The sequence below is a fragment of the Marinococcus sp. LNHM5E3-2.1 genome (assembly GCF_056034365.1).
In genome coordinates this window covers 82024-104206 of record NZ_JBQLIB010000007.1, presented here as the reverse complement: position 1 = coordinate 104206, position 22183 = coordinate 82024, and the positions used below count along the sequence as shown (strand labels likewise).

19 protein-coding genes, 1 other RNA gene and 1 other annotated feature are annotated in these 22183 nt (G+C 48.2%); of the genes, 18 read left to right on the top strand and 2 right to left on the bottom strand.

What is annotated here, in order from left to right; translation table 11 throughout:
* Window positions 1-83: 83 nt before the first annotated feature.
* The 16 genes from ACTRXH_RS09890 to aspS all read left to right on the top strand — a co-directional run bounded on the left by ACTRXH_RS09890 (window position 84) and on the right by aspS (window position 17762).
* Window positions 84-842 carry a YebC/PmpR family DNA-binding transcriptional regulator gene (locus ACTRXH_RS09890; RefSeq protein ID WP_474261718.1) on the top strand — a complete coding sequence of 253 codons (759 nt, stop codon included), beginning with the start codon at window positions 84-86 and terminating at the stop codon, window positions 840-842.
* A 141-nt stretch (window positions 843-983) separates the two neighbouring features.
* The gene (ruvA, locus tag ACTRXH_RS09885; protein ID WP_474261719.1) at window positions 984-1592 is read left to right on the top strand and encodes a Holliday junction branch migration protein RuvA; all 609 of its coding nucleotides are present in this window, start codon (window positions 984-986) and stop codon (window positions 1590-1592) included.
* A gap of 24 nt (window positions 1593-1616) precedes the next feature.
* Window positions 1617-2624 carry a Holliday junction branch migration DNA helicase RuvB gene (ruvB, locus tag ACTRXH_RS09880; protein WP_298788075.1) on the top strand — a complete coding sequence of 336 codons (1008 nt, stop codon included), beginning with the start codon at window positions 1617-1619 and terminating at the stop codon, window positions 2622-2624.
* A gap of 115 nt (window positions 2625-2739) precedes the next feature.
* Entirely contained in the window at window positions 2740-3783 is a 1044-nt protein-coding gene (gene queA, locus ACTRXH_RS09875) for a tRNA preQ1(34) S-adenosylmethionine ribosyltransferase-isomerase QueA (protein WP_474261720.1), read from the top strand.
* Window positions 3780-4919, top strand: coding sequence for a tRNA guanosine(34) transglycosylase Tgt (gene tgt / locus ACTRXH_RS09870; RefSeq protein WP_022793795.1), 1140 nt, complete (start codon window positions 3780-3782; stop codon window positions 4917-4919). Before queA ends, tgt begins: the two co-directional genes overlap by 4 nt.
* 33 nt (window positions 4920-4952) lie before the next feature.
* A complete protein-coding gene (gene yajC / locus ACTRXH_RS09865; protein WP_022793796.1) occupies window positions 4953-5204 on the top strand; it encodes a preprotein translocase subunit YajC in 252 nt (83 codons plus the stop codon).
* 110 nt (window positions 5205-5314) lie between these two features.
* Complete coding sequence (locus tag ACTRXH_RS09860) at window positions 5315-5635, top strand: post-transcriptional regulator (RefSeq protein WP_474281954.1); 321 nt, start codon at window positions 5315-5317, stop codon at window positions 5633-5635.
* A gap of 160 nt (window positions 5636-5795) precedes the next feature.
* Complete coding sequence (gene secD / locus ACTRXH_RS09855) at window positions 5796-7097, top strand: protein translocase subunit SecD (RefSeq protein ID WP_474281952.1); 1302 nt, start codon at window positions 5796-5798, stop codon at window positions 7095-7097.
* On the top strand, window positions 7087-8037 hold the full coding sequence (gene secF / locus ACTRXH_RS09850; protein ID WP_474279273.1) for a protein translocase subunit SecF: 951 nt from the start codon (window positions 7087-7089) through the stop codon (window positions 8035-8037). The genes secD and secF overlap by 11 nt, the downstream gene beginning before the upstream one ends.
* 99 nt (window positions 8038-8136) lie before the next feature.
* Window positions 8137-8457, top strand: a complete 321-nt coding sequence (locus tag ACTRXH_RS09845) for a LapA family protein (protein WP_474261725.1) — start codon at window positions 8137-8139, stop codon at window positions 8455-8457.
* 163 nt (window positions 8458-8620) lie between these two features.
* Window positions 8621-10984, top strand: coding sequence for a single-stranded-DNA-specific exonuclease RecJ (recJ, locus tag ACTRXH_RS09840; protein ID WP_474281950.1), 2364 nt, complete (start codon window positions 8621-8623; stop codon window positions 10982-10984).
* Window positions 10974-11495, top strand: coding sequence for an adenine phosphoribosyltransferase (locus tag ACTRXH_RS09835; RefSeq protein ID WP_474261727.1), 522 nt, complete (start codon window positions 10974-10976; stop codon window positions 11493-11495). Before recJ ends, ACTRXH_RS09835 begins: the two co-directional genes overlap by 11 nt.
* A gap of 200 nt (window positions 11496-11695) precedes the next feature.
* Entirely contained in the window at window positions 11696-13876 is a 2181-nt protein-coding gene (locus tag ACTRXH_RS09830) for a RelA/SpoT family protein (protein ID WP_322525709.1), read from the top strand.
* 30 nt (window positions 13877-13906) lie between these two features.
* Window positions 13907-14365, top strand: coding sequence for a D-aminoacyl-tRNA deacylase (dtd, locus tag ACTRXH_RS09825; protein WP_474279271.1), 459 nt, complete (start codon window positions 13907-13909; stop codon window positions 14363-14365).
* Between the two features lie 43 nt (window positions 14366-14408).
* Window positions 14409-14634 (top strand) — a binding site (T-box leader).
* Between the two features lie 60 nt (window positions 14635-14694).
* The gene (gene hisS / locus ACTRXH_RS09820) at window positions 14695-15978 is read left to right on the top strand and encodes a histidine--tRNA ligase (RefSeq protein WP_474261730.1); all 1284 of its coding nucleotides are present in this window, start codon (window positions 14695-14697) and stop codon (window positions 15976-15978) included.
* Window positions 15975-17762 carry an aspartate--tRNA ligase gene (gene aspS / locus ACTRXH_RS09815; RefSeq protein WP_474281947.1) on the top strand — a complete coding sequence of 596 codons (1788 nt, stop codon included), beginning with the start codon at window positions 15975-15977 and terminating at the stop codon, window positions 17760-17762. The genes hisS and aspS overlap by 4 nt, the downstream gene beginning before the upstream one ends.
* Window positions 17763-17766: 4 nt before the next feature.
* On the opposite strand, the gene ACTRXH_RS09810 is transcribed toward aspS, so the two are convergent.
* Window positions 17767-18063 carry a hypothetical protein gene (locus ACTRXH_RS09810; RefSeq protein WP_474261732.1) on the bottom strand — a complete coding sequence of 99 codons (297 nt, stop codon included), beginning with the start codon at window positions 18061-18063 and terminating at the stop codon, window positions 17767-17769.
* 97 nt (window positions 18064-18160) lie between these two features.
* On the opposite strand from ACTRXH_RS09810, the gene ssrS reads away from it, so the two are divergent.
* Both ssrS and ACTRXH_RS09800 read left to right on the top strand, forming a co-directional pair.
* Window positions 18161-18343, top strand: a non-coding RNA gene (ssrS, locus tag ACTRXH_RS09805) — 6S RNA.
* Window positions 18344-18466: 123 nt separating this feature from the next.
* On the top strand, window positions 18467-20650 hold the full coding sequence (locus ACTRXH_RS09800) for an ATP-binding protein (RefSeq protein ID WP_474281945.1): 2184 nt from the start codon (window positions 18467-18469) through the stop codon (window positions 20648-20650).
* A gap of 66 nt (window positions 20651-20716) precedes the next feature.
* Here the strand turns inward: ACTRXH_RS09800 and ACTRXH_RS09795 are convergent, their stop codons facing one another.
* On the bottom strand, window positions 20717-22000 hold the full coding sequence (locus ACTRXH_RS09795; RefSeq protein WP_474281943.1) for a replication-associated recombination protein A: 1284 nt from the start codon (window positions 21998-22000) through the stop codon (window positions 20717-20719).
* Window positions 22001-22183: the final 183 nt, after the last annotated feature.

Below are 22183 nucleotides of genomic sequence, written 5' to 3'. Positions count from 1 at the left end.
GCGGTAAAGTGTTTTTATTGTAAATTAAAAACTGCCGCCGTTTTATTCTATATCGGGCGGTGAAGACAGGAAGGGGAAACGTAATGGCAGGACATTCGAAATGGAATAATATTAAACGCCGCAAGGAAGCTCAGGATTCCAAGCGGGCAAAAATATTCACGAAATTGTCGAAGGAGATTTTCGCCGCTGTGCGGGAGGCAGGAGATGATCCCGACCAGAATCTTCGTTTGCGTATGGCGATTACAAAAGCACGGGCAGCGAATATTCCAAATGAAAATATTACGCGGACCATCAAAAAAGCAAAAGGACAGGGCGCGGAACTGCAGTATGAAGAAATGACGTACGAAGGCTACGGCCCTGGCGGAGCTGCTGTAATGGTAAAAACGTTAACGGACAATAAAAACCGGACTGTGGCGGATATCCGTGCCGCCTTTAACAAAAATGGAGGAAACCTCGGGGAGAATGGCTGCGTTTCTTTTCTTTTCAATAAAGAAGGCTTTCTGGCCGTGGACCGTGAAAATGTTGAAGCCGATGAAGACACGTTCATGCTTGAAGCGGTAGAAGCCGGAGCGAATGATGTGGAATACGATGACCACGGCTTTTACATTTACACGGAGCCCGATGATTTTGAAGCTGTAAAAGGGGCTATGGAGCATACGTATCATTTTTCTACAGCGGAGGTTACCATGATTCCGGAAACGAAAGCCCATTTAGAGGATGAGCATGCCCGGAAAATGCTCAAATTGATCGATACGCTTGAAGATAACGATGATGTGCAGAGCGTGTACCATAACTTTGAAGCAGAAGAAGAGCAGATGGAACGTCTGGAAGTTTCCTCGTAAACCTTTCACCCCGCCGGTGGAAGGTTTTTAATGCCCGGGCGTTTGGAAGACTGGGCGAATAGTCATTTTTCAACAGGGACGATCTTTGCTATGATATAGGAAAGCATGTTCGCATTTCAATAAGGCAAGGAGAGGACCACAGTGATCGAATTCGTAAAGGGACGCGTGGATCATATAAAGGGAGATACCGTCACGATTGAAAACAACGGCATCGGCTATTTAATCTATTGCTCCAATCCTTTTGTGTTTAACGGCCAGCAGCCGGATGAAGAAACAGTAGTATATACATATCAGTATGTAAAAGAGGACGTGAATCGTCTGTACGGCTTCCGCTCAAGAAAAGAGCGCGAGCTGTTTGAACAGCTGCTGCAGGTGTCGGGGATAGGGCCAAAAGGTGCCCAGGCGATTCTTGCCTCCGGAGATCCGGGGCAGGTGGTAGGAGCTATTGAAAACGAAGACGAAACGTTTTTAACGAAATTTCCGGGAGTCGGTAAAAAAACGGCAAAGCAGATGATTATCGATTTGAAAGGAAAATTGACCGGTGTTTACGATGCGGTAACAGTAGCAGGAGCGCCGGTGTCTCTGCTTGACGAGCAGCAGCCGGGGGGAGACCTTGAGGAAGCACTTGAAGCACTGACGGCTCTCGGTTACGGGGAAAAAGAAATCAAAAAAGTACGCCCTCATCTGGAAAAAGAACAGCTGAGTGCGGATGAGTATGTAAGAAAAGCCCTGCAGTGGATGCTCACATAGCAGAAAATGGAGGAGGAAAAATTCTTGGAGGATAGAATTGTTTCTCAGGAAGCAGAATCAGGAGAAGATTTGGTGGAACAAAGTATTCGCCCGGATCGCCTCCGGGAATATATCGGCCAGCGGAAAGTAAAGGAAAACCTCGAAGTGTTTATTGAAGCGGCGAAGCTTCGGGAAGAGCCGCTTGATCATACGCTGCTTTACGGGCCCCCTGGGCTTGGGAAAACGACGCTCGCCATGATTATCGCCCGTGAGATGGATGTGAACATCCGGACGACGAGCGGCCCTGCTATTGAAAGGCCCGGAGATCTGGCCGCGGTCATGACAGCTCTTGAGCCCGGTGACGTACTTTTTATCGATGAGATACACCGGCTCCCACGGGCGGTGGAGGAAGTCCTCTACCCGGCGATGGAGGATTTTTGTATCGATATCGTAATTGGCAAGGACAGCTCTGCTCGTTCTGTCCGCCTTGATCTTCCCCCGTTCACGCTGATTGGCGCCACTACGAGGGCGGGCCTGCTCTCCGCTCCGCTCAGAGACCGTTTCGGGGTGCACGCGCGCCTGGAGTACTACGTGGAGGAGGACCTGGCTGAAATCGTCCGGCGTTCGGGGGATTTGTTCCAGCTCAATATTGATAAAGGAGCAGCCTACGAGCTCGCCAGAAGATCCCGTGGAACTCCCCGGGTGGTGAACCGGCTGCTGCGCCGGGTACGTGATTTTGCGCAGGTGCAGGGAGACGGAAGCATCACGATGGAGCTGGCGAATCATGCACTCGAACGGCTGCAGGTGGATAAGCTCGGCCTTGACCACATTGACCATAAATACCTGCTCGGCTTGATTGAAACCTTCCGGGGCGGTCCGGCCGGCGTAGAGGCAATAGCGGCGAAGATCGGGGAGGAGGCCCATACGCTTGAAGACGTGTATGAGCCGTATTTAATGCAGATCGGATTTTTACAGCGGACCCCGCGAGGAAGAAAAGCAGCTCCGCTTGCGTACGAGCATTTCGGTTATCCGTATCAGGAAGAAAATACATGAGATTTTTTAAGGAGCCAGTACTCTGCGGTGCTGGATTTCTTTCGTGCATAAAACAGTAAACTCCTATATAATAGCTTTTGGTTTTACGTGATTGAACGAATAGGAAGGGTTAGTCATGAATATAAATGAATTTGATTTTGAACTGCCGGAAGAGCTGATTGCACAGCAGCCGCTGAAAGAACGGGATCAGTCGCGGCTGCTTGTGATGAATACGAAGGAAGAGACAATTGCGCATGAACGCTTTCATCAAATTGAAGATCACCTTGAGGCCGGGGACTGTTTAGTGCTCAATAATACAAAAGTATGGCCCGCAAGACTAATCGGGGAAAAGAAAGAGACCGGTGCCGGGATTGAAGTGCTGCTGCTGCAGCAGGAGGGTGACACGTGGGAGACGCTTGTGAAGCCGGCGAAACGAGTGAAGCCTGGAACCGTAGTCACCTTCGGGGACGGACGTTTGACTGCAGAATGCACGAAGGTGCTTGAGCACGGGGGCCGGGAGATGGTGTTTACCTATGAAGGTATTTTTCTTGAGATTCTTCAGGAGCTTGGTGAAATGCCGCTGCCTCCGTATATCAAAGAAAGGCTCGAAGACCAGGATCGGTACCAGACTGTGTATGCCGAGCATTACGGATCCGCTGCAGCCCCTACGGCAGGCCTTCACTTTACGTCGGAGCTGCTTGAACGGCTGAAAGCAAGAGGTATTCGTACGGCGCATCTAACACTGCATGTCGGACTAGGGACGTTTCGCCCGGTATCCGCCGAAACGGTGGAGGAGCATGATATGCATGCGGAATTTTATCATCTGCCGCAGGAAACAGCCGAAATTTTAAATGAAACGAAATCAGCGGGCAAACGTATAGTTGCAGTGGGGACGACGTCAGCGCGTACGCTCGAAACCGTGGCAGGCAAACAGGAAAATAAATTTATGGAAGCGAGAGGCTGGACGGATATTTTCATTTATCCAGGCTACACGTTCCGGGGAATTGACGCGCTTTTGACGAATTTCCATCTGCCAAAATCTACACTGGTGATGCTTGTGAGCGCTCTTGCCGGGAAGGAATTTCTTTTCCGGGCCTACGGGGAAGCCATACGCGAAAGGTACCGCTTTTTCAGTTTTGGGGATGCAATGCTTATACACTCGGGAGGAAATAACGAATGACCGCAGTAACATACGAACATATTAAGACGTGCCGGCAGTCAGGAGCGCGGCTCGGCAAAGTGCACACACCGCACGGGTCGTTTGACACTCCTGCCTTTATGCCGGTGGGGACGCTTGCCACCGTAAAAACATTAAGCCCGGAGGAACTGGAGTCGATGGGTGCAGGGATGATTTTAAGCAACACGTATCATTTATGGATACGGCCCGGCGAAGATATTGTGGAAGAAGCCGGCGGCCTGCATAAATTCATGAACTGGAATAAGCCAATTCTCACCGATTCCGGAGGGTTTCAGGTCTTCAGTCTAAGCAAGCTGCGGGATATTAAAGAAGAAGGCGTTCATTTCCGGAACCATATTTCCGGAGCCAAATTATTTCTCTCCCCGGAAAAAGCGATGCAGATCCAAAATTCTCTTGGTGCCGACGTGATGATGGCATTTGACGAGTGCCCGCCTTATCCGGCCGAGGAAGAATACATGAAAGCATCTGTTGAGCGGACGACCAGATGGGCTGAACGGTGTCTTGAGGCACATGCCCGTCCAGAGGATCAGGCGTTATTTGGAATCGTGCAGGGCGGGGATTACCGGCATTTGCGTGAAAAATCTGCAAAAGAGTTGATTTCAATGGACTTTCCGGGTTACGCTATAGGCGGATTATCTGTTGGAGAGCCTAAGGAAACGATGAACCGAGTGCTGGAATATACGGCCCCGCTTCTCCCTCAAAACAAACCACGTTATTTGATGGGAGTCGGGTCGGCAGATGCGTTAATTGACGGATCTATCCGTGGGATAGACATGTTTGATTGCGTTCTTCCAACAAGAATCGGCCGAAACGGAACGTGTATGACAAGCAAAGGCAGACTGGTCGTAAGAAACGCTTCAAATGCCAGAGACTTCCGCCCGATCGATGAAGCGTGCGGGTGCTATACCTGCCGCAATTACTCGAGGGCTTACATCCGGCATCTGATCAAAAGTGAAGAAACGTTCGGCGTCCGGCTTACTTCGTACCATAACCTGTATTTCCTACTGTCTTTAATGCAGCAAGTACGCGAGGCTATCCAGCAAGATCGTCTGCTCGATTTTCGGGAAACTTTTTTTGAACAATACGGCTTTAACCGTCCGGATGCTAAAAATTTCTAGATCGGGGAAGCTAAAGGGACAAGGGGTGAAACAGTGAGTACAATTATCGTATTGGTTTTGATGTTTCTCATATTCTATTTCCTTTTGATTCGTCCGCAGCAAAAGCAGCAGAAGCGGATTAAGGAAATGCATGCGAATCTGCAGAAGGGTGACCGTATCGTTACTATCGGCGGTATACACGGCACGATCGATGCTATTGATGAAAACAAACTTATCGTGGACGTAGACGGCAACATGAAATTGACGTTTGACCGTAACGCGGTCCGCGAAACAGTAAATGAATAGTTTGTACAGAATTCCCGTTTATGAATAAACGGGGATTTTTTCATCCTGTGAAAAAAGTATGTTTGCCACATCTTCATGGTTAAGTATAATGAAAAGCAGGAGGTGCTCTAATGGAAAAAGCCTGGGAAGAATGGAAGCTTGTTGTTTATCCGGTACTTGAGAGCAAAGTGAAGGAGTTTGAAACTCTGGGATACAAAAACATACATATAGACGAAATCTGGGAAATGAGCATAAACCAAATGAAAAAGCGTCAGGCAGAGCCGGCATTACATACAATTGTGCAAACAATACTGCATATAAAAATGCACGATTACATGCAGCAGAAAACGATCGAATCGTATAAAAAGATTGAACAAAAGAAAAACTATGATGAAGCACTGGAGGAAATACTGGCCCAGGTCAGCGGTAATATAGCAGAAAAGGTCGATTGACATTTAATTCTGCGCATACGTATAATTGCTTTTGTTTGAGAAACACTGAACGGCACGGATACAAAAGAGATGGACCAGGCGGCACGCTCCGCTCTGGTTTATTTATGGGAGCGGAAGTATCATATAACGGCGGATCGAAGCACGGAAGGATGAACCTGTAATGGTAAAGAAATCAAGGATTGTTTATTTCTTTTTAATTATTTTTGCGCTGGCGGCATTAATGATCCCAACGTCGGAGAAAATTTTGAACGGTATCGACCTCGGGCTTGATCTTCAGGGCGGATTTGAAGTGCTCTATGAAGTGGAGCCTCAGGAAGAAGGACAGGAAATTACAGATGAAACTTTGCAGAACACGGTAGCTGCGCTGACGCAGCGGGTGGACATTTTAGGTGTCTCCGAGCCGAATATTACCATTGAAGGTGACAACCGTATACGGGTGCAGCTCGCTGGTGTTGAAGATCAGCAGTCCGCACGGGAGCTGCTTTCTACAGAAGCGAACCTGAGCATCAGGGACGTGGACGATAATGAACGGCTCTCCGGAAGTGACATCCAGGAAGAAAGTGCTTCGGTAAACTTTGACGATTCAAACAACCCAATCGTCACAGTTTCCTTAAGAGACGGGGACCAGTTTGGACAAGTAACGGAAAATATTATTAATGAATACCAGCCTCCAAACAACCGGCTGGTCATCTGGCTGGATTACGAAGAAGGGGATTCCTACGAAGAGGAAGCCATGAAGGATGATCCAAAATTCATCTCTGCTCCGGCAGTGAGCGAGCCACTGTATACACAGGACATCCAGATTGAAGGCGACTTTAGTGTCGAAGAAGCGGAAAATCTTGCGGATATTTTGAATTCGGGGTCGCTTCCTGTAGATCTCGAGGAAGTATATTCGAACTCGGTTGGTGCTTCGCTGGGTGAACAGGCCATGGATAAAACCATTTTTGCCACGTTTATTGGCGTTGGGCTGATTTTCTTATTCATGCTCGTGTTCTATCGTTTTACTGGGTTTATCGCTGTTTTAACGCTCAGTACATACATTTATTTTGTACTTGCGATGTTTAACTTTATCCAGGGAGTGCTCACACTCCCTGGCATAGCGGCACTTGTCCTTGGGGTCGGCATGGCTGTTGATGCGAATATTATTACGTATGAACGGATTAAAGAAGAGATCAAATACGGCAGATCCATTTTATCGGCGTACCGTTCAGGAGCAAGAAGGTCTCTTGGTACAATTATCGACGCGAACGTCACAACTCTGATTGCTGCCGGGGTGCTTTTCTACTTCGGAACAAGCTCGGTTCAGGGCTTTGCCTTGATGCTGATCGTGAGCATACTGGTAAGCTTCATTACGGCAGTGCTTGGTACAAGGCTGCTTCTCGGTCTATGGGTGAACAGCCGGATCTTTAATAAAAAACCAAAGGTGTTTGGCGTAAAGGAGCGTGACATCCATGAACCTTAATAACAGCAGGAAGATCTTAAAACGGGTGATTCCTTTCGTCAAATTCCGGAATGTTTTTTTTCTGATTACTCTCGCCTATGTTCTTGCCGGAGCCATCCTTTTGTCAACGATCGGCTTGAACCTGGGCATCGACTTTCAAAGCGGATCAAGAGTAGAGGTCTCTGCAGATGAGCCATTAACTGAAGAACAGGTTCGCGCTGATTTTGAAGAGGTGGAAGGGAATTTGGAGCCGGACGATATTACACTTGGCGGAGATAATAATACAATTGCTTCCGCACGGTTTATCGGAGAGCTTTCCCAGGAGGAAATAGCTGCGGTGCAGACGTATTTTGAAGAAGAATACGGAAGCGTTCCAAATACGGGCACCGTTTCTCCTCAGGTCGGCCAGGAGCTGGCGCAGAATGCATTTATATCTGTGCTGATTGCTTCGCTCGGACTGATAATTTATATCACGATCCGCTTTCAGTTTTTATACGGAGTTGCTTCGATTATTGCCCTTCTTCACGATGCCTTCTTTATTATTGGCTTTTTCAGCCTGCTGCAGGTGGAAGTGAATGTGCCGTTTATTGCAGCGGTTCTCACGATTGTAGGTTATTCCATTAACGATACGATTGTGACGTTTGACCGGATCCGGGAAAACATGCCCCCGGCAGAGGAAATTGAATCATTTGAAGATCTTGCAGAAGTAGTGGATGTCAGCCTGAACCAGACGCTCACCCGCTCCATCAATACTGTGCTGACAGTAGTATTTGCGGCAGCGGCACTGTTTATGTTCGGAGGCGAAGGCATACGGTCCTTTTCTCTGGCCCTGCTTGTCGGCCTGGTAGCTGGAACGTATTCCTCCATTTTCCTGGCTGCCCAGGTGTGGGTGATCTGGAACTGGAAAAAAATTAAACGGGCCCGTGAAAAGGCGCCGGCAGAGGAAGAGCCGGAGTCCTGAACAGAAAGCTTCCCTTTTTGAAGGGAGGCTTTTTATGGTTATTTTTGCAATTATACGGGTATAATAAAGGAGAACACAGATTGTGAAGGGAGTGAAAAAATGAAAGCACAAACAGGTTTAATCATGGGACTTATTTTAGCACTTATTATCGCTGTTTTTGCCGTGATTAATGTAAATAGTGTAGAAGTGAATTTATTGTTTGGCACAGGAGAATGGCCGCTGATTATTGTCATTTTGGTTTCTGTATTGCTTGGAGCGATGGTGGCAGGGTTTCTCAGCATGTTCCGTATCTATAAGCTGAAAGCAGAAGTGCGCCGGCTCCGAAAAGCTACGAATGATCACAGCGCTGCTGTCGGATCAAGAACAGCCGGCACCACGCATGAAGATAATGATAAAGACAAATCGAGCCGTTCATCATAAATGCAGTAAATTTCGCTTCTTTTCCCTTTCCCGGGAAAAGAAGCTTTTTTTATGGAAGGTGGTGCAGATAAAATAGCTTTTATCCCATGAATATTTTCGATACAATAGTGAATGCAGATTAGGATCGTTTGAAACGCTAAAGCAAGAAAAGAGGAAGAGATATATGCTGCAGTCACGAACAAGATGGCATCAGCCCGATGTGGACGAACGTCTTGCAGAACAGCTTAAAAAAGAGCTGAATGTAAGTGTAATATCTGCGCGGCTTCTTGCTGCAAGAGGATTTGAATCAGCTGAGAAAGTCCGGCAGATGATTCATAATGACTGGTCTATTGTACATAACCCGTATTTGCTTGATGGAATGGAAGAAGCTGTCCGCCGTATTCAGCAGGCGGTTGAAAATAAAGAACGTATTCTCGTTTTCGGAGATTACGATGCGGACGGAGTGTCGAGTACCACTATTATGATCCGGCTCTTAAGCGAGCTTGGAGCTTCGTTTGGCTGGTATATTCCTAACCGGTTTACGGAAGGATATGGACCGAACGTTCCGGCTTTTCAATCGGCTCATGACGAAGGAGCCTCACTTATTATTACCGTGGATACGGGCATCGCGGCGGTTAATGAAATCCAGGCCGCCAATGATTTAGGCATGGATGTTATTATTACCGACCACCACGAACCACCTCCGGAGCTGCCGCCTGCGTACGCGATTATTAACCCGAAGAAACCGGGCTGTGCGTATCCGTTTAAAGAGCTTGCGGGGGTCGGGGTCGCCTATAAGCTAGCGCATGCTCTTCTTCCCGAGGAGCCTGTTCACTGGCTCGATATTGTCACGCTTGGCACGATCAGTGACCTTGTGCCGCTTGTGGAGGAAAACCGGCTGTTCGTGCAGCGGGGACTCGACCTGTTAACGAACAGCAAACTCCCCGGCATTCAGGCGTTAAAACGAATATGCAGCATTGAAGGGGAGCAGCTTGAAGAAGACCATGTCGGCTTTGCAATGGGTCCGCGCTTGAATGCAGCGGGCCGTATGGAAGAAGCAGATCCCGCTGTGCATCTTCTGACTGCAGCTACGCTTGACGAAGCAGAATCGTGGGCGGAAATGATCGATGACCTGAATAATGAACGCAAATCGCTTGTTGAAAGTATGGCCAAAGAAGCGGTGGAAGAGGTGGAAACGAACTTTCCCGTGGAAGACAATCCATTCATTATTGTGGCAGGAGAAGGATGGAACGCCGGTGTAATTGGCATTGTGGCAAGTCGTCTGGTGGAGAGGTATTACCGCCCGGTAATCGTTATGAGTATTGATGCTGCAAGTGGGGAGGCCAAAGGCTCGGCAAGAAGCATTGAAGGCTTTGATATGTTCCAGGAGCTTTCGAAAAACCGCGACGTGCTCCAAAAGTTCGGAGGGCACCCAATGGCGGCGGGCATGTCTTTGGACCCTGCCGATATCGACACCCTGAGAACCCGCATGGTCAGCCAGGCAAAAGAAACGCTGAGCAGCGAACTGCTTGTTCCGGCGACGCACATTGACGTGCATGTTTCGGTAAGTGACATTACCATTGACGCGGTCGAAGACCTGCGGAACCTTGCGCCGTTTGGCGTTGGTAATCCAAAGCCGGTTTTCCGGATTGAAAAAACGGTTCTCGAATCAGTGAAAACGATAGGCGCATCGAAAAATCACTTGAAGATGGCACTAGCTGCTGGCGGGAAAAAACTTGATTGTGTCGGATTTCATCTCGGGTATTTATCGGAAAGCCTGACAGAAAATGAAGAGGTCTCCGTGGTGGGGGAGCTGAGTATTAATGAATGGAACGGCTTCCGCAAGCCTCAGCTATTTTTAAAGGATGCGAAGGTGGAGCAGATACAAATATTTGACCGCAGAAAAGAAAAGCGGGTGACGTTTGCGGACAATACAGATACGGCAGTTCTGGCTTTCACAGAAGAACAGCGGAAAGAGCTGGCGGCATCTGCGGGACATGCTGCCGTTCTTAACGGTACCGATATGGAAGGAAGAACTCATCACGCTGCGAATGTAGTGATAGCGGATATGCCGGCCTCTCTTGAAACACTGAAGCAGGCACTTGCGGTGTTCCCGCAGGCGGCGAACATTTATGTCTACTTTCAGGGAAGAGAAAAAGCGTATTTTCATTCGATGCCTTCAAGAGAGCAGTTTAAATGGTATTATGCTTTCCTGAAAAAGCGCGGTTCGTTTGATCTGAACAGTCAGGGCAGGAAACTGGCCGAACATAAACAGTGGAAGACGGAAGATTTGTTTTTTATGAGCCAAGTGTTTTTTGAATTAGGTTTTGTTAAAATGAAGGATGCGGTTGTCTCGGCAGAGGAAAAGCCTGCGAAAAAAGATTTAACTGACTCCTCCTCCTACCAGGAAAAAATGGAGGCTAGAAATGTCGAGCAGGAATTGATGTTTACTCCGTTTCCGCAATTAAAAAAACGGCTCCTTTCCTGGCTGCCGGAAAAGGAAGAAACTATATTAGATATTAGGAAGAAGGTAAACCATGGACTTTAAAGATTACATAACAGTGATCGAAGATTTTCCTGAACAGGGAATCCGGTTTAAAGATATTACAACTCTTATGCAGAACGGCCCGGTGTACCGGCAGGCGATCGACAACATGATCGAATTTGCCGGAAAGCATGATGTTGATGTAATTGTTGGACCGGAGGCAAGAGGGTTTGTAGTCGGGTGCCCGGTTGCTTATGCAATGGAAAAAGCATTTGTACCGATCCGCAAAGAAGGCAAGCTGCCACGGGAAACCATTACGGAAGATTACGGCCTGGAATACGGGGAAGCGAGCCTCTCGATTCATACAGACGCCATTAAGCCCGGCCAGCGTGTGCTTATCACCGATGACCTGCTTGCTACTGGAGGCACCGTAAGAGCTACTGTGCAGCTGGTGGAAAAGCTGGGGGGAGTTGTGGCCGGCCTCGCATTCTTTATTGAGCTTTCCTATCTGGATGCAAGAAACAACAAAGAATTGAATGACTACAATATCTATTCTCTAGTCACGTTTGATTAATAAGGATATTTGTCTTAAGCCCCCTGCCAACCAGTGGTTCGGGGGTTATTATTATACCTGGAAGAGTCTGCGGCGGAAAAAAGGCTTGAGGCTTGAAATTAGAGTCAATTAGCGTTATATTTCTTCATATTCAGATATTTATATCCGGTAGGTGTACCGTGTATCTATTATAAGGTGGAAAGGCGAATAAGGGTGATTCCATGACGATTGATGAAGTAATGGAAAAAGCGGGCGTTTATTTATCCGAAGCGAATGTCGCTTTTTTGGATAAAGCTTATCATTATGCAGAAAAAGCCCATCAGGAACAATACCGGAAGTCAGGCGAGCCTTATATCCTGCACCCTATTCAGGTAGCCGGTATTCTAATAGAACTGCAGTTGGATCCTGATACGATCGCAGCTGCTTTTATGCATGATGTGGTTGAAGACACAGAAGTGACCGTTGAAGATCTCGAACGGGAATTCAACAGCGAAGTTGCCATGCTTGTGGACGGCGTCACGAAGCTGAAAAAAATTAAATACAAATCGAAGGAACAGCAGCAGGCGGAAAACCACCGCAAGATGGTGGTCGCAATGGCCAAGGATATCCGGGTGATCCTGATTAAGCTTGCGGACCGCCTGCACAACATGCGGACCCTGAAGCATCTTCCACCGGAAAAACAGCGCCGCATTTCTAATGAAACATTGGAAATTTTTGCCCCGCTTGCTCATCGATTAGGTATTTCCACAATCAAATGGGAGCTTGAGGACACTGCGCTCCGTTACCTCGAGCCCCAGCAGTATTATCGCATTGTGAATTTGATGAAACAAAAGCGTGCCGAACGGGAAGAATACATTGACCAGGTGATTGATAACATTCAGGAAAACGTGAATGATTTAAAAATCAATGCCGAAATGTACGGGCGGCCTAAGCATATTTACAGCATTTACCGAAAAATGGTGAAGGATAAAAAGCAGTTTAATGAAATTTATGACCTGCTGGCTGTACGTATTATTGTTGACAGCATTAAAGACTGTTACGCCGTGCTTGGAATCATTCACACCTGTTGGAAGCCGATGCCGGGCCGGTTCAAGGACTATATCGCCATGCCGAAGGCTAATATGTACCAGTCCCTTCATACGACCGTCATCGGGCCGAACGGTGAGCCCCTTGAAGTACAGATACGCTCCAGGGAAATGCACCGTATCGCCGAATTTGGTGTAGCAGCCCATTGGGCGTATAAGGAAGGCAAAGACGCGCAGAACAAACAGTCCCTTGAAGACAAGCTCACCTGGTTCCGTGAAATTCTGGAATGGCAGGATGATACGCCGGACGCCCAGGAGTTTATGGAATCACTCAAGATCGACTTGTTTTCCGACATGGTATTTGTGTTCACGCCAAAGGGCGATGTCATTGAGCTTCCGAGAGGCTCAGTCCCGATTGATTTCGCCTACCGGATTCATACGGAGATCGGCAACCGGTCGATTGGGGCAAAGGTGAATGGCAAAATGGTGCCGCTCGATCATGAGCTGACTACCGGCGATATTGTGGAAATGCTTACGTCCAAGCATTCCTACGGCCCCAGCCAGGATTGGCTGAAGCTGACGAAGAGCTCTCATGCCAAAAACAAAATTAAGCAGTTTTTCAAAAAAGAACGGCGTGAAGAAAATATTCAAAAAGGCCGTGAAATGGTGGAGCGCGAGCTGCGGGCGCAAAACTACGAGCCAAAAGAGATATTAAACGAAGAGAACCGGCAGGAAACAGCTGACAAATTCAGCTTTTCCAACGATGAAGATATGTTTGCGGCAGTAGGATATAACGGGGTCAGTCCGAAGCAGATCGTTACAAGGCTGACTGACCGGGCCCGCCAGGAGCAGGAGCAGGCCGCTGAACAAAAGTCTGTAGCTGAAGCCGTTAAAGACGTACAGCCTGCAACGCCGACGAGAAAGACTGGTGCCGGAGTTAGAGTGAAAGGCGTCGATAATCTGCTCGTGCGCCTATCGCGGTGCTGTAACCCGGTTCCCGGCGATGAAATTGTAGGCTTTATTACAAAAGGCCGGGGTGTTTCCGTGCACCGTAGCGACTGTCCAAATATTAAAAACGAAGATTCAGAACCACGTCTGTTGTCTGTGGAATGGGAAGGCGCAGCTGAGAAATCGAAAAACTATAATGTAGATATTGAAGTGACTGGCTATGACCGGCGCGGGCTTTTAAACGCTGTACTGCAGGCGGTGACTGAAACGAAAACCAACATGAGTGCTGTCAGCGGCAAAGCAGATAAAAACAAAATGGCTATTATTCACGTAACAGTAAATATCAGCAATACCGATCATCTGCGCCGGGTCGTGGATAAAATTAAGGGACTTCCTGACATTTATTCCGTACGGCGGGTGATGCATTAACGATTTGCAGGAAAGAAAGGGTCGTTCAGCGTGAAAGTGGTACTGCAGAGAAGCAAAGAGGCGGCGTGCCGCGTCGGGGATGAAATAACAGGAGAAATATCTTCAGGACTGGTGCTTTTTGTAGGCATTCACGGAGAAGATACGGAAAAGGACCTGGCGTGGATGGCCGAGAAGGTGAGTAATCTCCGCGTATTTGAAGACGAAGCGGGGAAAATGAACCGGTCTGTGCTCGACGCGGGAGGCCGCGTGTTATCTATTCCTCAGTTTACGCTCTATGGTAATACGCAGAAAGGACGCCGGCCGAACTTTATGGAGGCGGCCCCGCCGGAGCAGGCCAAAGCGTACTACCTCCAGTTTAACGACCTTCTCGCAGAACAAAGTGTTCATGTGGAAACAGGAGTGTTCGGCGCGGATATGGATATATCTCTTACGAATGACGGCCCGGTGACACTCATCCTGGATTCCCCGAAAAGCCAGGGAAATGGTTGACAATCCCCGGGAAGATTCGTAAGATTGTTTTACAGAAGAACAGCTAAAGCCGATGATAAAGAAAGTAAACAGCGCGGCAGACTGCCAGAGAGGAAGGACCTGAGGCTGGAAGTCCTTCTCTTTCTCCCCTGTTGAAAGACACTTTGTAGGTTTTATTTCGAACGCTGCCAAGCAGCCGGTAGGAATAAACGTACGCCTTCGTTACAGGCATAAAGTGGAAACGAGTGTCGTTTCAATTAGGGTGGCAACGCGGATCAACCGTCCCTCATGATTCATGAGGGACGGTTTTTTTATGTGGAAAGAGTGAACATATTAAGGGAGGAAAGAGCATGGCTTATCGAATTCCAAGAGGGACCCAGGATATACTGCCGGGCGAGTCGGAAAAATGGCAGTTTATTGAACAAAAAATAGACGATATCTGCAGCCGGTTCAACTACAGTGAAATAAGAACCCCTGTTTTTGAACAAACCGAGCTGTTTGCACGGGGAGTGGGGGACTCCACGGATATTGTACAAAAAGAAATGTACACGTTCGAAGACAAAGGCGGAAGACAGCTCACACTCCGCCCGGAAAATACGGCTTCTATCGTGCGTTCCTACGTAGAAAACAAAATGTACGGATGGGCCGGACAACCGGTGAAACTGTATTACACCGGGCCGATGTTTCGCTATGAGCGTCCACAGTCCGGACGCATGAGGCAGTTTGTGCAATTCGGCGTGGAAGCGATCGGAAGTGCGGATCCTGCGATTGATGCAGAAGTTATCGGACTTGCCATGCAGTTTTATGAAGAAATGAATCTCAAGGGCCTTAAGCTGGTTGTCAACAGCCTTGGGGACAAGGAGAGCCGCACGGCTCACCGTGAGGCGCTTGTTTCTCATTTTGAGCCCCGTATCGGAGAATTCTGCAGTGACTGCCAGGAGCGCCTGCATACCAATCCGCTCCGGATTCTGGACTGCAAAAAGGATAAAGACCACCCGCTGATGGCAGATGCGCCTTCTATTCTTGATCACTTAAATGAAGAGTCAAGCAGCTATTTCAACCAGGTGAAAACAATGCTTGATGAAATGGGCATTCCTTACGAGGTGGATGCGAACCTTGTACGCGGTCTTGATTATTACACCCACACGGCCTTCGAAATTATGATTGAAGGAGAAGGCTTTGGCGCGATTACAACGCTTATGGGCGGTGGCCGCTACAATGGGCTGATTGAGGATATTGGCGGACCGGACACGCCTGGCATCGGCTTTGCGCTTAGCATTGAGCGGCTGCTGATGGCACTCAATACCCAGAACGTTGAATTGCCGGCAGAAAAAAACCTGGACTGCTACATTGTAGCAATGGGAGAAGAAGCCAAAAAACGCTCCGTTTCCCTGGTGCATGAGCTCCGGAGAGCAGGCGTCAAAGCCGATAAGGATTACATGGACCGTAAAACAAAAGCCCAGTTTAAAGCCGCGGACCGTACAAACAGTACCTTTACCGTGGTCATTGGCGACGATGAGCTGGAAGCAGAAGCAGTTAACATTAAAAATATGGAAACAGGCACGCAGGAAGAAGTGGCGCTGTCGGCATTTATTACTACTATGCAGGAACGTACAGGGAGGAAAGCACAATGATAGGACGGACGCATCATTGCGGAGACATTCAGGAAGCGCTGATAGGCGAAAAGGTAAGATTGAAGGGCTGGGCCCAGACCCGCCGGGACCTGGGCCAGGTGGTATTTATTGATCTCAGGGACCGTTCGGGGATCGTGCAGATAGTAGCGACTCCGGAACAGTCCCAGGAGGCACTGAACGCAGCGGAAAGGGTCCGCAGTGAATATGTGCTCGACGTAGAAGGAATTGTCGTACAGCGCGATGAAGAAACGTACAATGAAAAAATCCCGACCGGAAAGGTGGAAGTCCGGGTTGATAAGCTTTCAATTATGAATGCCTCAAAACCACTTCCGTTTCAGATTGAAGCAGATACTAACGTTTCTGAAGATGTCCGGCTCCGCTATCGCTACCTTGATCTTCGGCGTCCGGACATGCAGGAGACGTTCAAACTCCGTCATCAGACAACCAGGTTTATCCGCCGTTTTCTCGATGACCGTGATTTTTTCGATATGGAAACACCGATGCTCACCAAAAGCACCCCTGAAGGCGCAAGAGACTATCTGGTGCCAAGCCGGGTCCACCCCGGGGAATTTTATGCTCTGCCACAGTCCCCGCAGCTGTTTAAACAGCTTTTAATGGTCTCGGGATTTGAGCGTTATTACCAGATTGTACGTTGTTTCCGGGATGAGGACCTGCGGGCTGACCGGCAGCCAGAATTTACCCAGGTGGACATTGAGACGGCCTTTCTGGACACAGAGGACCTGTTCTCCATGATGGAAACAATGATGGCCGGGCTGTTAAAGGAAACGCGCGGTGTCGACATTGAAACACCATTCCCCCGTATGACGTATTATGAAGCGATGAACCGCTACGGATCCGACAAGCCGGAAACAAGATTTGGCATGGAGCTTATAGAGCTGACCGATGTTTTGAAGAACAGTGATTTTAAAGTATTCAAAAATGCTGCGGCTTCGGGAGGCATCATTAAAGGACTGAACGTCAAAGGCGTGGCTAACCAGATGTCGCGCAAGGAAATTGACGATCTGGCAGAATTTGTGGCTGCCTACGGGGCGAAAGGGCTTGCCTGGCTGAAGGTAGAGGAAGAGGAACTGAAAGGCCCGGTTGCGAAGTTCTTAAGCGATGAGGAAACAGCATCGCTCCGGGAAGCGATGGGAGCAGAAGCAGAAGATCTACTGTTCTTTGGAGCAGACAGCCACCAGGTGGTTTGGGATTCTCTTGGTGCCCTGCGCCTGAAATTCGGAAAAGAGCTCGACATGATTGACCGCAGCACCTTTAATTTCCTATGGGTCACAGAATTTCCGTTGATGGAATATAACAAAGACGAAGACCGCTATGTAGCGATGCACCATCCATTTACACGGCCGGTGGAGGACGATGCCCACCTGCTTGAAACAAAGCCGGAAGATATCAGAGCCGAGGCTTACGACCTCGTGTTGAATGGTTATGAAATTGGCGGGGGATCGCAGCGTATTTATGAAAAAGATCTGCAGGAGAGAATGTTTACGGCTCTTGGATTTAATAAAGAAGAGGCGAAAGAACAGTTCGATTTTCTTATGGAAGCCTTTGATTACGGTGCACCGCCACACGGTGGCATAGCGTTTGGCCTTGACCGGATTGTCATGATCCTCGCAGGCAGAAATAATCTGAGAGATACGATCGCCTTCCCGAAAACGGCGAGCGCAACCGATCCATTAACTCAGGCGCCTGGGAAAGTCAGCAGCAGACAGCTTGATGAACTTCATCTTAAGCTCGATGTGTTTGAAAAAGACGAGGAAGACGAATAAAAAGCTATAAATGGTCAAGCTGATGAAACTTTTCAACAAAAACACCGGGGTCTGAATTGATCTGAAAAGTGCGGATGCCTTGAATCGTGTGAATGTAAAGAAAACCTATTTTTCCAGGTTCATAGCGGTATGATACGTCGAGCACTTCCTTGAGAGGGTAAGAAATCTCCTGATCGTGGCCGTAGGCGATATGATCTTCTTTCAAGCAAAGAGGGATTTCCACAGGGACCCGTTTTTTCTGAAAATCCTCAATTACGTGTTCTGTATACGTTGCATTAAGCCTGGCTAGTGTTTCTGTCATCATCTGCTCCTTTTAAGGCTCTGGCCACCTTGGAATGTTGTAGTAACGTTCTTGACCGAATTATACGAAAGTGCTAATATATAATCAAACAATGTGAAGAGTCCTGAGGTGTTCGTGAAGCACTGATCGTTTTGAGCCAACACATTCACATTGGGAGCCTGTCGTCTTGTTCTGGAGTACAAGCCTCAATGTTTGGGGAAGTATGAACGAACAAGCAAGGCACCCACCTGCCATGAGCAGGTTCAAAAACAAGTTCGTTTGACGGCACATTGGGACTCTTCCTGTTTTATTTAAATTGTTATGCATCCTCCGGCGCGTGAACAGTGCACCGGAGGTTTTTTACATAAATCCGGCGAAACTGGTGAATTGTTACGGCAGTAAGAGAAACGCAGGTGAACATACATTGAGAAAACTCCGCTCTAAGCTTCTGGTAATCACCTTAATTATAACAGCGCTTCCGCTGTTAATCTTTGGGGTGGTTTTGTTCGAATCCCAGCGTTCAGAAATGGAATCCCAGCTTGAGGGTTCTTTATTTTCGTTGTCCAATAATCTGTCGTTAACGATGGAAAGTGTTCTGTCGGAACGAATGAATGATCTGGATATGATGACGATGAATCCCGTTTTGCAGGATGAGAATGCAGAGCCTTCCGATATACGAAACGAGCTTGAACAAATGGTGGAAGCGGAAAATTTATATATGGGCATTGTTTACATAGATACGAATGGAGATATTGTTACGTCCACCCGGGATGAAGTGATAGGCAAAAACGTCTCCGACCGCGTATGGTACCAGAAGGCACGCGAGGGAAATCCAACACTTGAAGAAGCGTTTATAGATCCAATTTTAAAGCAGCCAATTATTCCTCTCGCAGGACCGGTGAAAAATGATGCAGGAAATGTGATGGCTGTCATCTCCCCCTCAATTAATGAAAATGCGCTGTGGGAAGTGCTCTGGCAGCGCCTGAATAAAATGGGCGAGCATGAACGTTTTTCCGGTCAGGCCTTTGTCGTTAATAATGAAGGGGAATACATTGCTTACCCGAACTCGGGCTACGTGCTTGAGGAAAGCTTTCTTGAAGAGCAGGGAATGGAAGAAAATTCTATCGAAGAGCTGATCGCGGGGCAGGAGGATCAGCTGATTGAGCACGGAAATGATGTTTCCGTAGTTACCCCGGTGGAAAACGTAGGAAGTCTGGCAAATGAATGGTACGTCGGCTATACGGTACCAAAAAGCGGGTTCTACGCGAATCTCCGGCAGCTTGTCTACAGCTACTTGTTTGTTTTCAGCATTGTTTTGATTATTACGGTATTTGCCGTTTTTAAGCTCTCCAAATACATTGTGCATCCTGTCGAGCGCCTTGCAGAAGCGACAAGCCGTTTTGCAATAGGTAAAAAGGTGTTTCCGCTGCAGACCAATGCCTACGAAGAAGTGGACGTGCTGACTAATACATTTAATCATATGTCAGAACAGCTTGAAGAAAGAGAGCGGGGGCACCGCCAGTCCACGATGATTCTGGAAACGACAGATAACGGGGTAATAGCTGTTTCCAGAGATTTTACGAATATCACTACGTTTAATGCTATGTGTGAAAAGCTGTTTGGACTCGACCGGAAAGAGGCACTCGGACACTCCGTGCAGCAGGTAATGCAAAAATCTGAAGACTTCCGCATGTTCGCACAGGAAATAGAAGCACACCGCCTGAATGACATGCAGCTGGAAATGAAAGAAATCGAAGCCCCTATCAATGGAAAAAACCGTACTTTCTTAGTGAATATGACAGTTCTCCCTCCCGTGGATTCCCGGGAGTCCTCTGAGGGCATTGTACTTATATTTAACGATATTACAGAAAAGAAGGACATGGAAAATGAGCTTGTCCGAAGCGAAAAGCTGAAAATGGTAGGGCAGCTGTCTGCAGGTTTTGCACATGAAATCAGGAACCCACTCACCACTATCAAAGGATTCGTTCAGCTGTTCCGCCAGGCGGCGAAAAAAGAAAAGGATATTCAGCATTACGATTTAGTATTGAACGAAATTGACCGGATGAACAGCATTGTGGAAGATCTGCTTGGTCTTGCCAGACCTACCAGCTCCGGCGATGAACACAGTATTCAGGTGAACAGCCTGCTTGAAGAACTGCTCGAGCTTTACAGCCAGCAGGCTGTAAAAAACAAAACGTTCATTTATACGAATTTTGATGATCTTCCGGAAATCATCGGGGACCGCAAGAAATTATCCCAGGTGTTTGTGAATCTGATCAAAAACGGTCTGGAAGCGATGCCGGACGGAGGCGTGCTGCGGGTGGAAACATCCATGCACTGGACCGGAGAGCCATATTATGAAGTGAAAATAAAGGATACTGGAAGCGGTATGAGTGAAGAGCAGCTGCAGAAAATCGGAAATCCTTTTTATACGACCAAATCAAACGGAACCGGTCTCGGGCTGATGACCGTGTTTCAAATTGTGGAGGATTTTAAAGGAACGCTGGAGGTCGATTCCGCTCCTGGAAGCGGAACCGAATTTAACGTGCGGCTCCCGGCGCAGCTGGCCGGGGAAACGACGAGCAGTGAGAGCCAAAATGTAAATTAAAGACGCCTGTACTTAAGGCGTCTTTTTGGTGTAAACCCCGATTCGACAGGCGGCACAGCAGGCCGCTTATATTTTCTTCTTTGCTGGTTTGATCTGGTAGTACACGTCCGCCAGGGCTTTTTCAAATTTGCTGTTGTTTTTCGGTTCGTAATACTGCTCGTTTTTAAGCTTGTCCGGCAGGTATTGCTGCGGCACCCATCCCCGCTCGTCATTATGCGGGTACTCGTACTCGCTGCCGCGGCCAAGAGCACCGGCCCCTTTGTAATGGGAGTCCCGGAGATGGGAGGGAATGCCTGGCGTGCCTGTTTTCAGCATCGCCTCCCGCGCTGCATCAAGCGCTTTATAAGCGCTGTTTGATTTAGGGGAAAGGCAGAGCTCTATGACGGCATCCGCAAGCGGTATTCTTCCTTCCGGGAAGCCCAGCCGCTCGGCAGCTTCAACAGCAGCAAGGGCCCTCGGACCCGCCTGGGGGTTTGCCAGCCCGATGTCCTCATAGGCAGTGACGATAAGCCGGCGGCCGATGCTGATTAAGTCCCCGGCTTCAATTAAACGGGCGAGGTAATGAAGCGCGGCGTCAGGGTCACTGCCTCGAATGGATTTTTGGAAGGCGGAAAGCACATCGTAATGGTGGTCGCCGTCTTTATCGTGAGTGAAACGCTTCTGTTGAATGCATTCCTCCGCCACCCTTTGAGTAATGCGGATGATTCCGTCATCGTCCGGCTTCGTGCTGAGCACGGCAAGCTCAAGCGCGTTAAGCGCAGCACGCACATCGCCGCCGCCCGCTTCGGCCAGATGCGTGTGTGCCTCCGTGGTTATTTCTGTCTGGTACGCGCCCATCCCATTCTTTGGATCACGGAGACTGCGTTCGATCAGCTGCTTCATTTCTGGTATGGAAAGCGGCAGCACCTCAAATATATGTGTGCGGCTGCGTATTGCCGGGTTAATAGCGTGGTAGGGATTGGCAGTAGTAGCTCCAATCATGATAATCAATCCGCTCTCAAGGTAGGGAAGCAGAAAGTCCTGTTTCGTTTTATCGAGCCGGTGCACTTCGTCCATAATAACAATCAACTGGTCTGACATTTTGGCTTCCTGCACGGCGAGTTCCATATCCTTTTTATTGTTCATAACGGCGTTCATTTTTTTATAGGCAATATCTGTACTTCCTGCGATGGCAGAGGCGATCGATGTTTTTCCTGTGCCCGGCGGGCCGTATAAAATCATGGAGGAAAGTTTCTTTGTTTCCACCATACGCGCAATCATTTTGCCTTCCCCGAGAATATGCTCCTGGCCGGAAACTTCTTCGATAGAGACAGGACGCATCCGGTAGGCAAGAGGCTGTTTGGATGACATGTAGTTTCTCCTTTCGTAAACAGTTCACGTTGAAATTGTATCATGTTTTCTCTTATAGGAGGATGAACAGCACACCGCAGTTATGATATACTAACATTAATTCCAACTGTTTTTATCAGCATTAGAAGCTGGGCAGCCAAATGACAAAGCAACTAACCAATCAGCAGAATCATTGAAGATGTA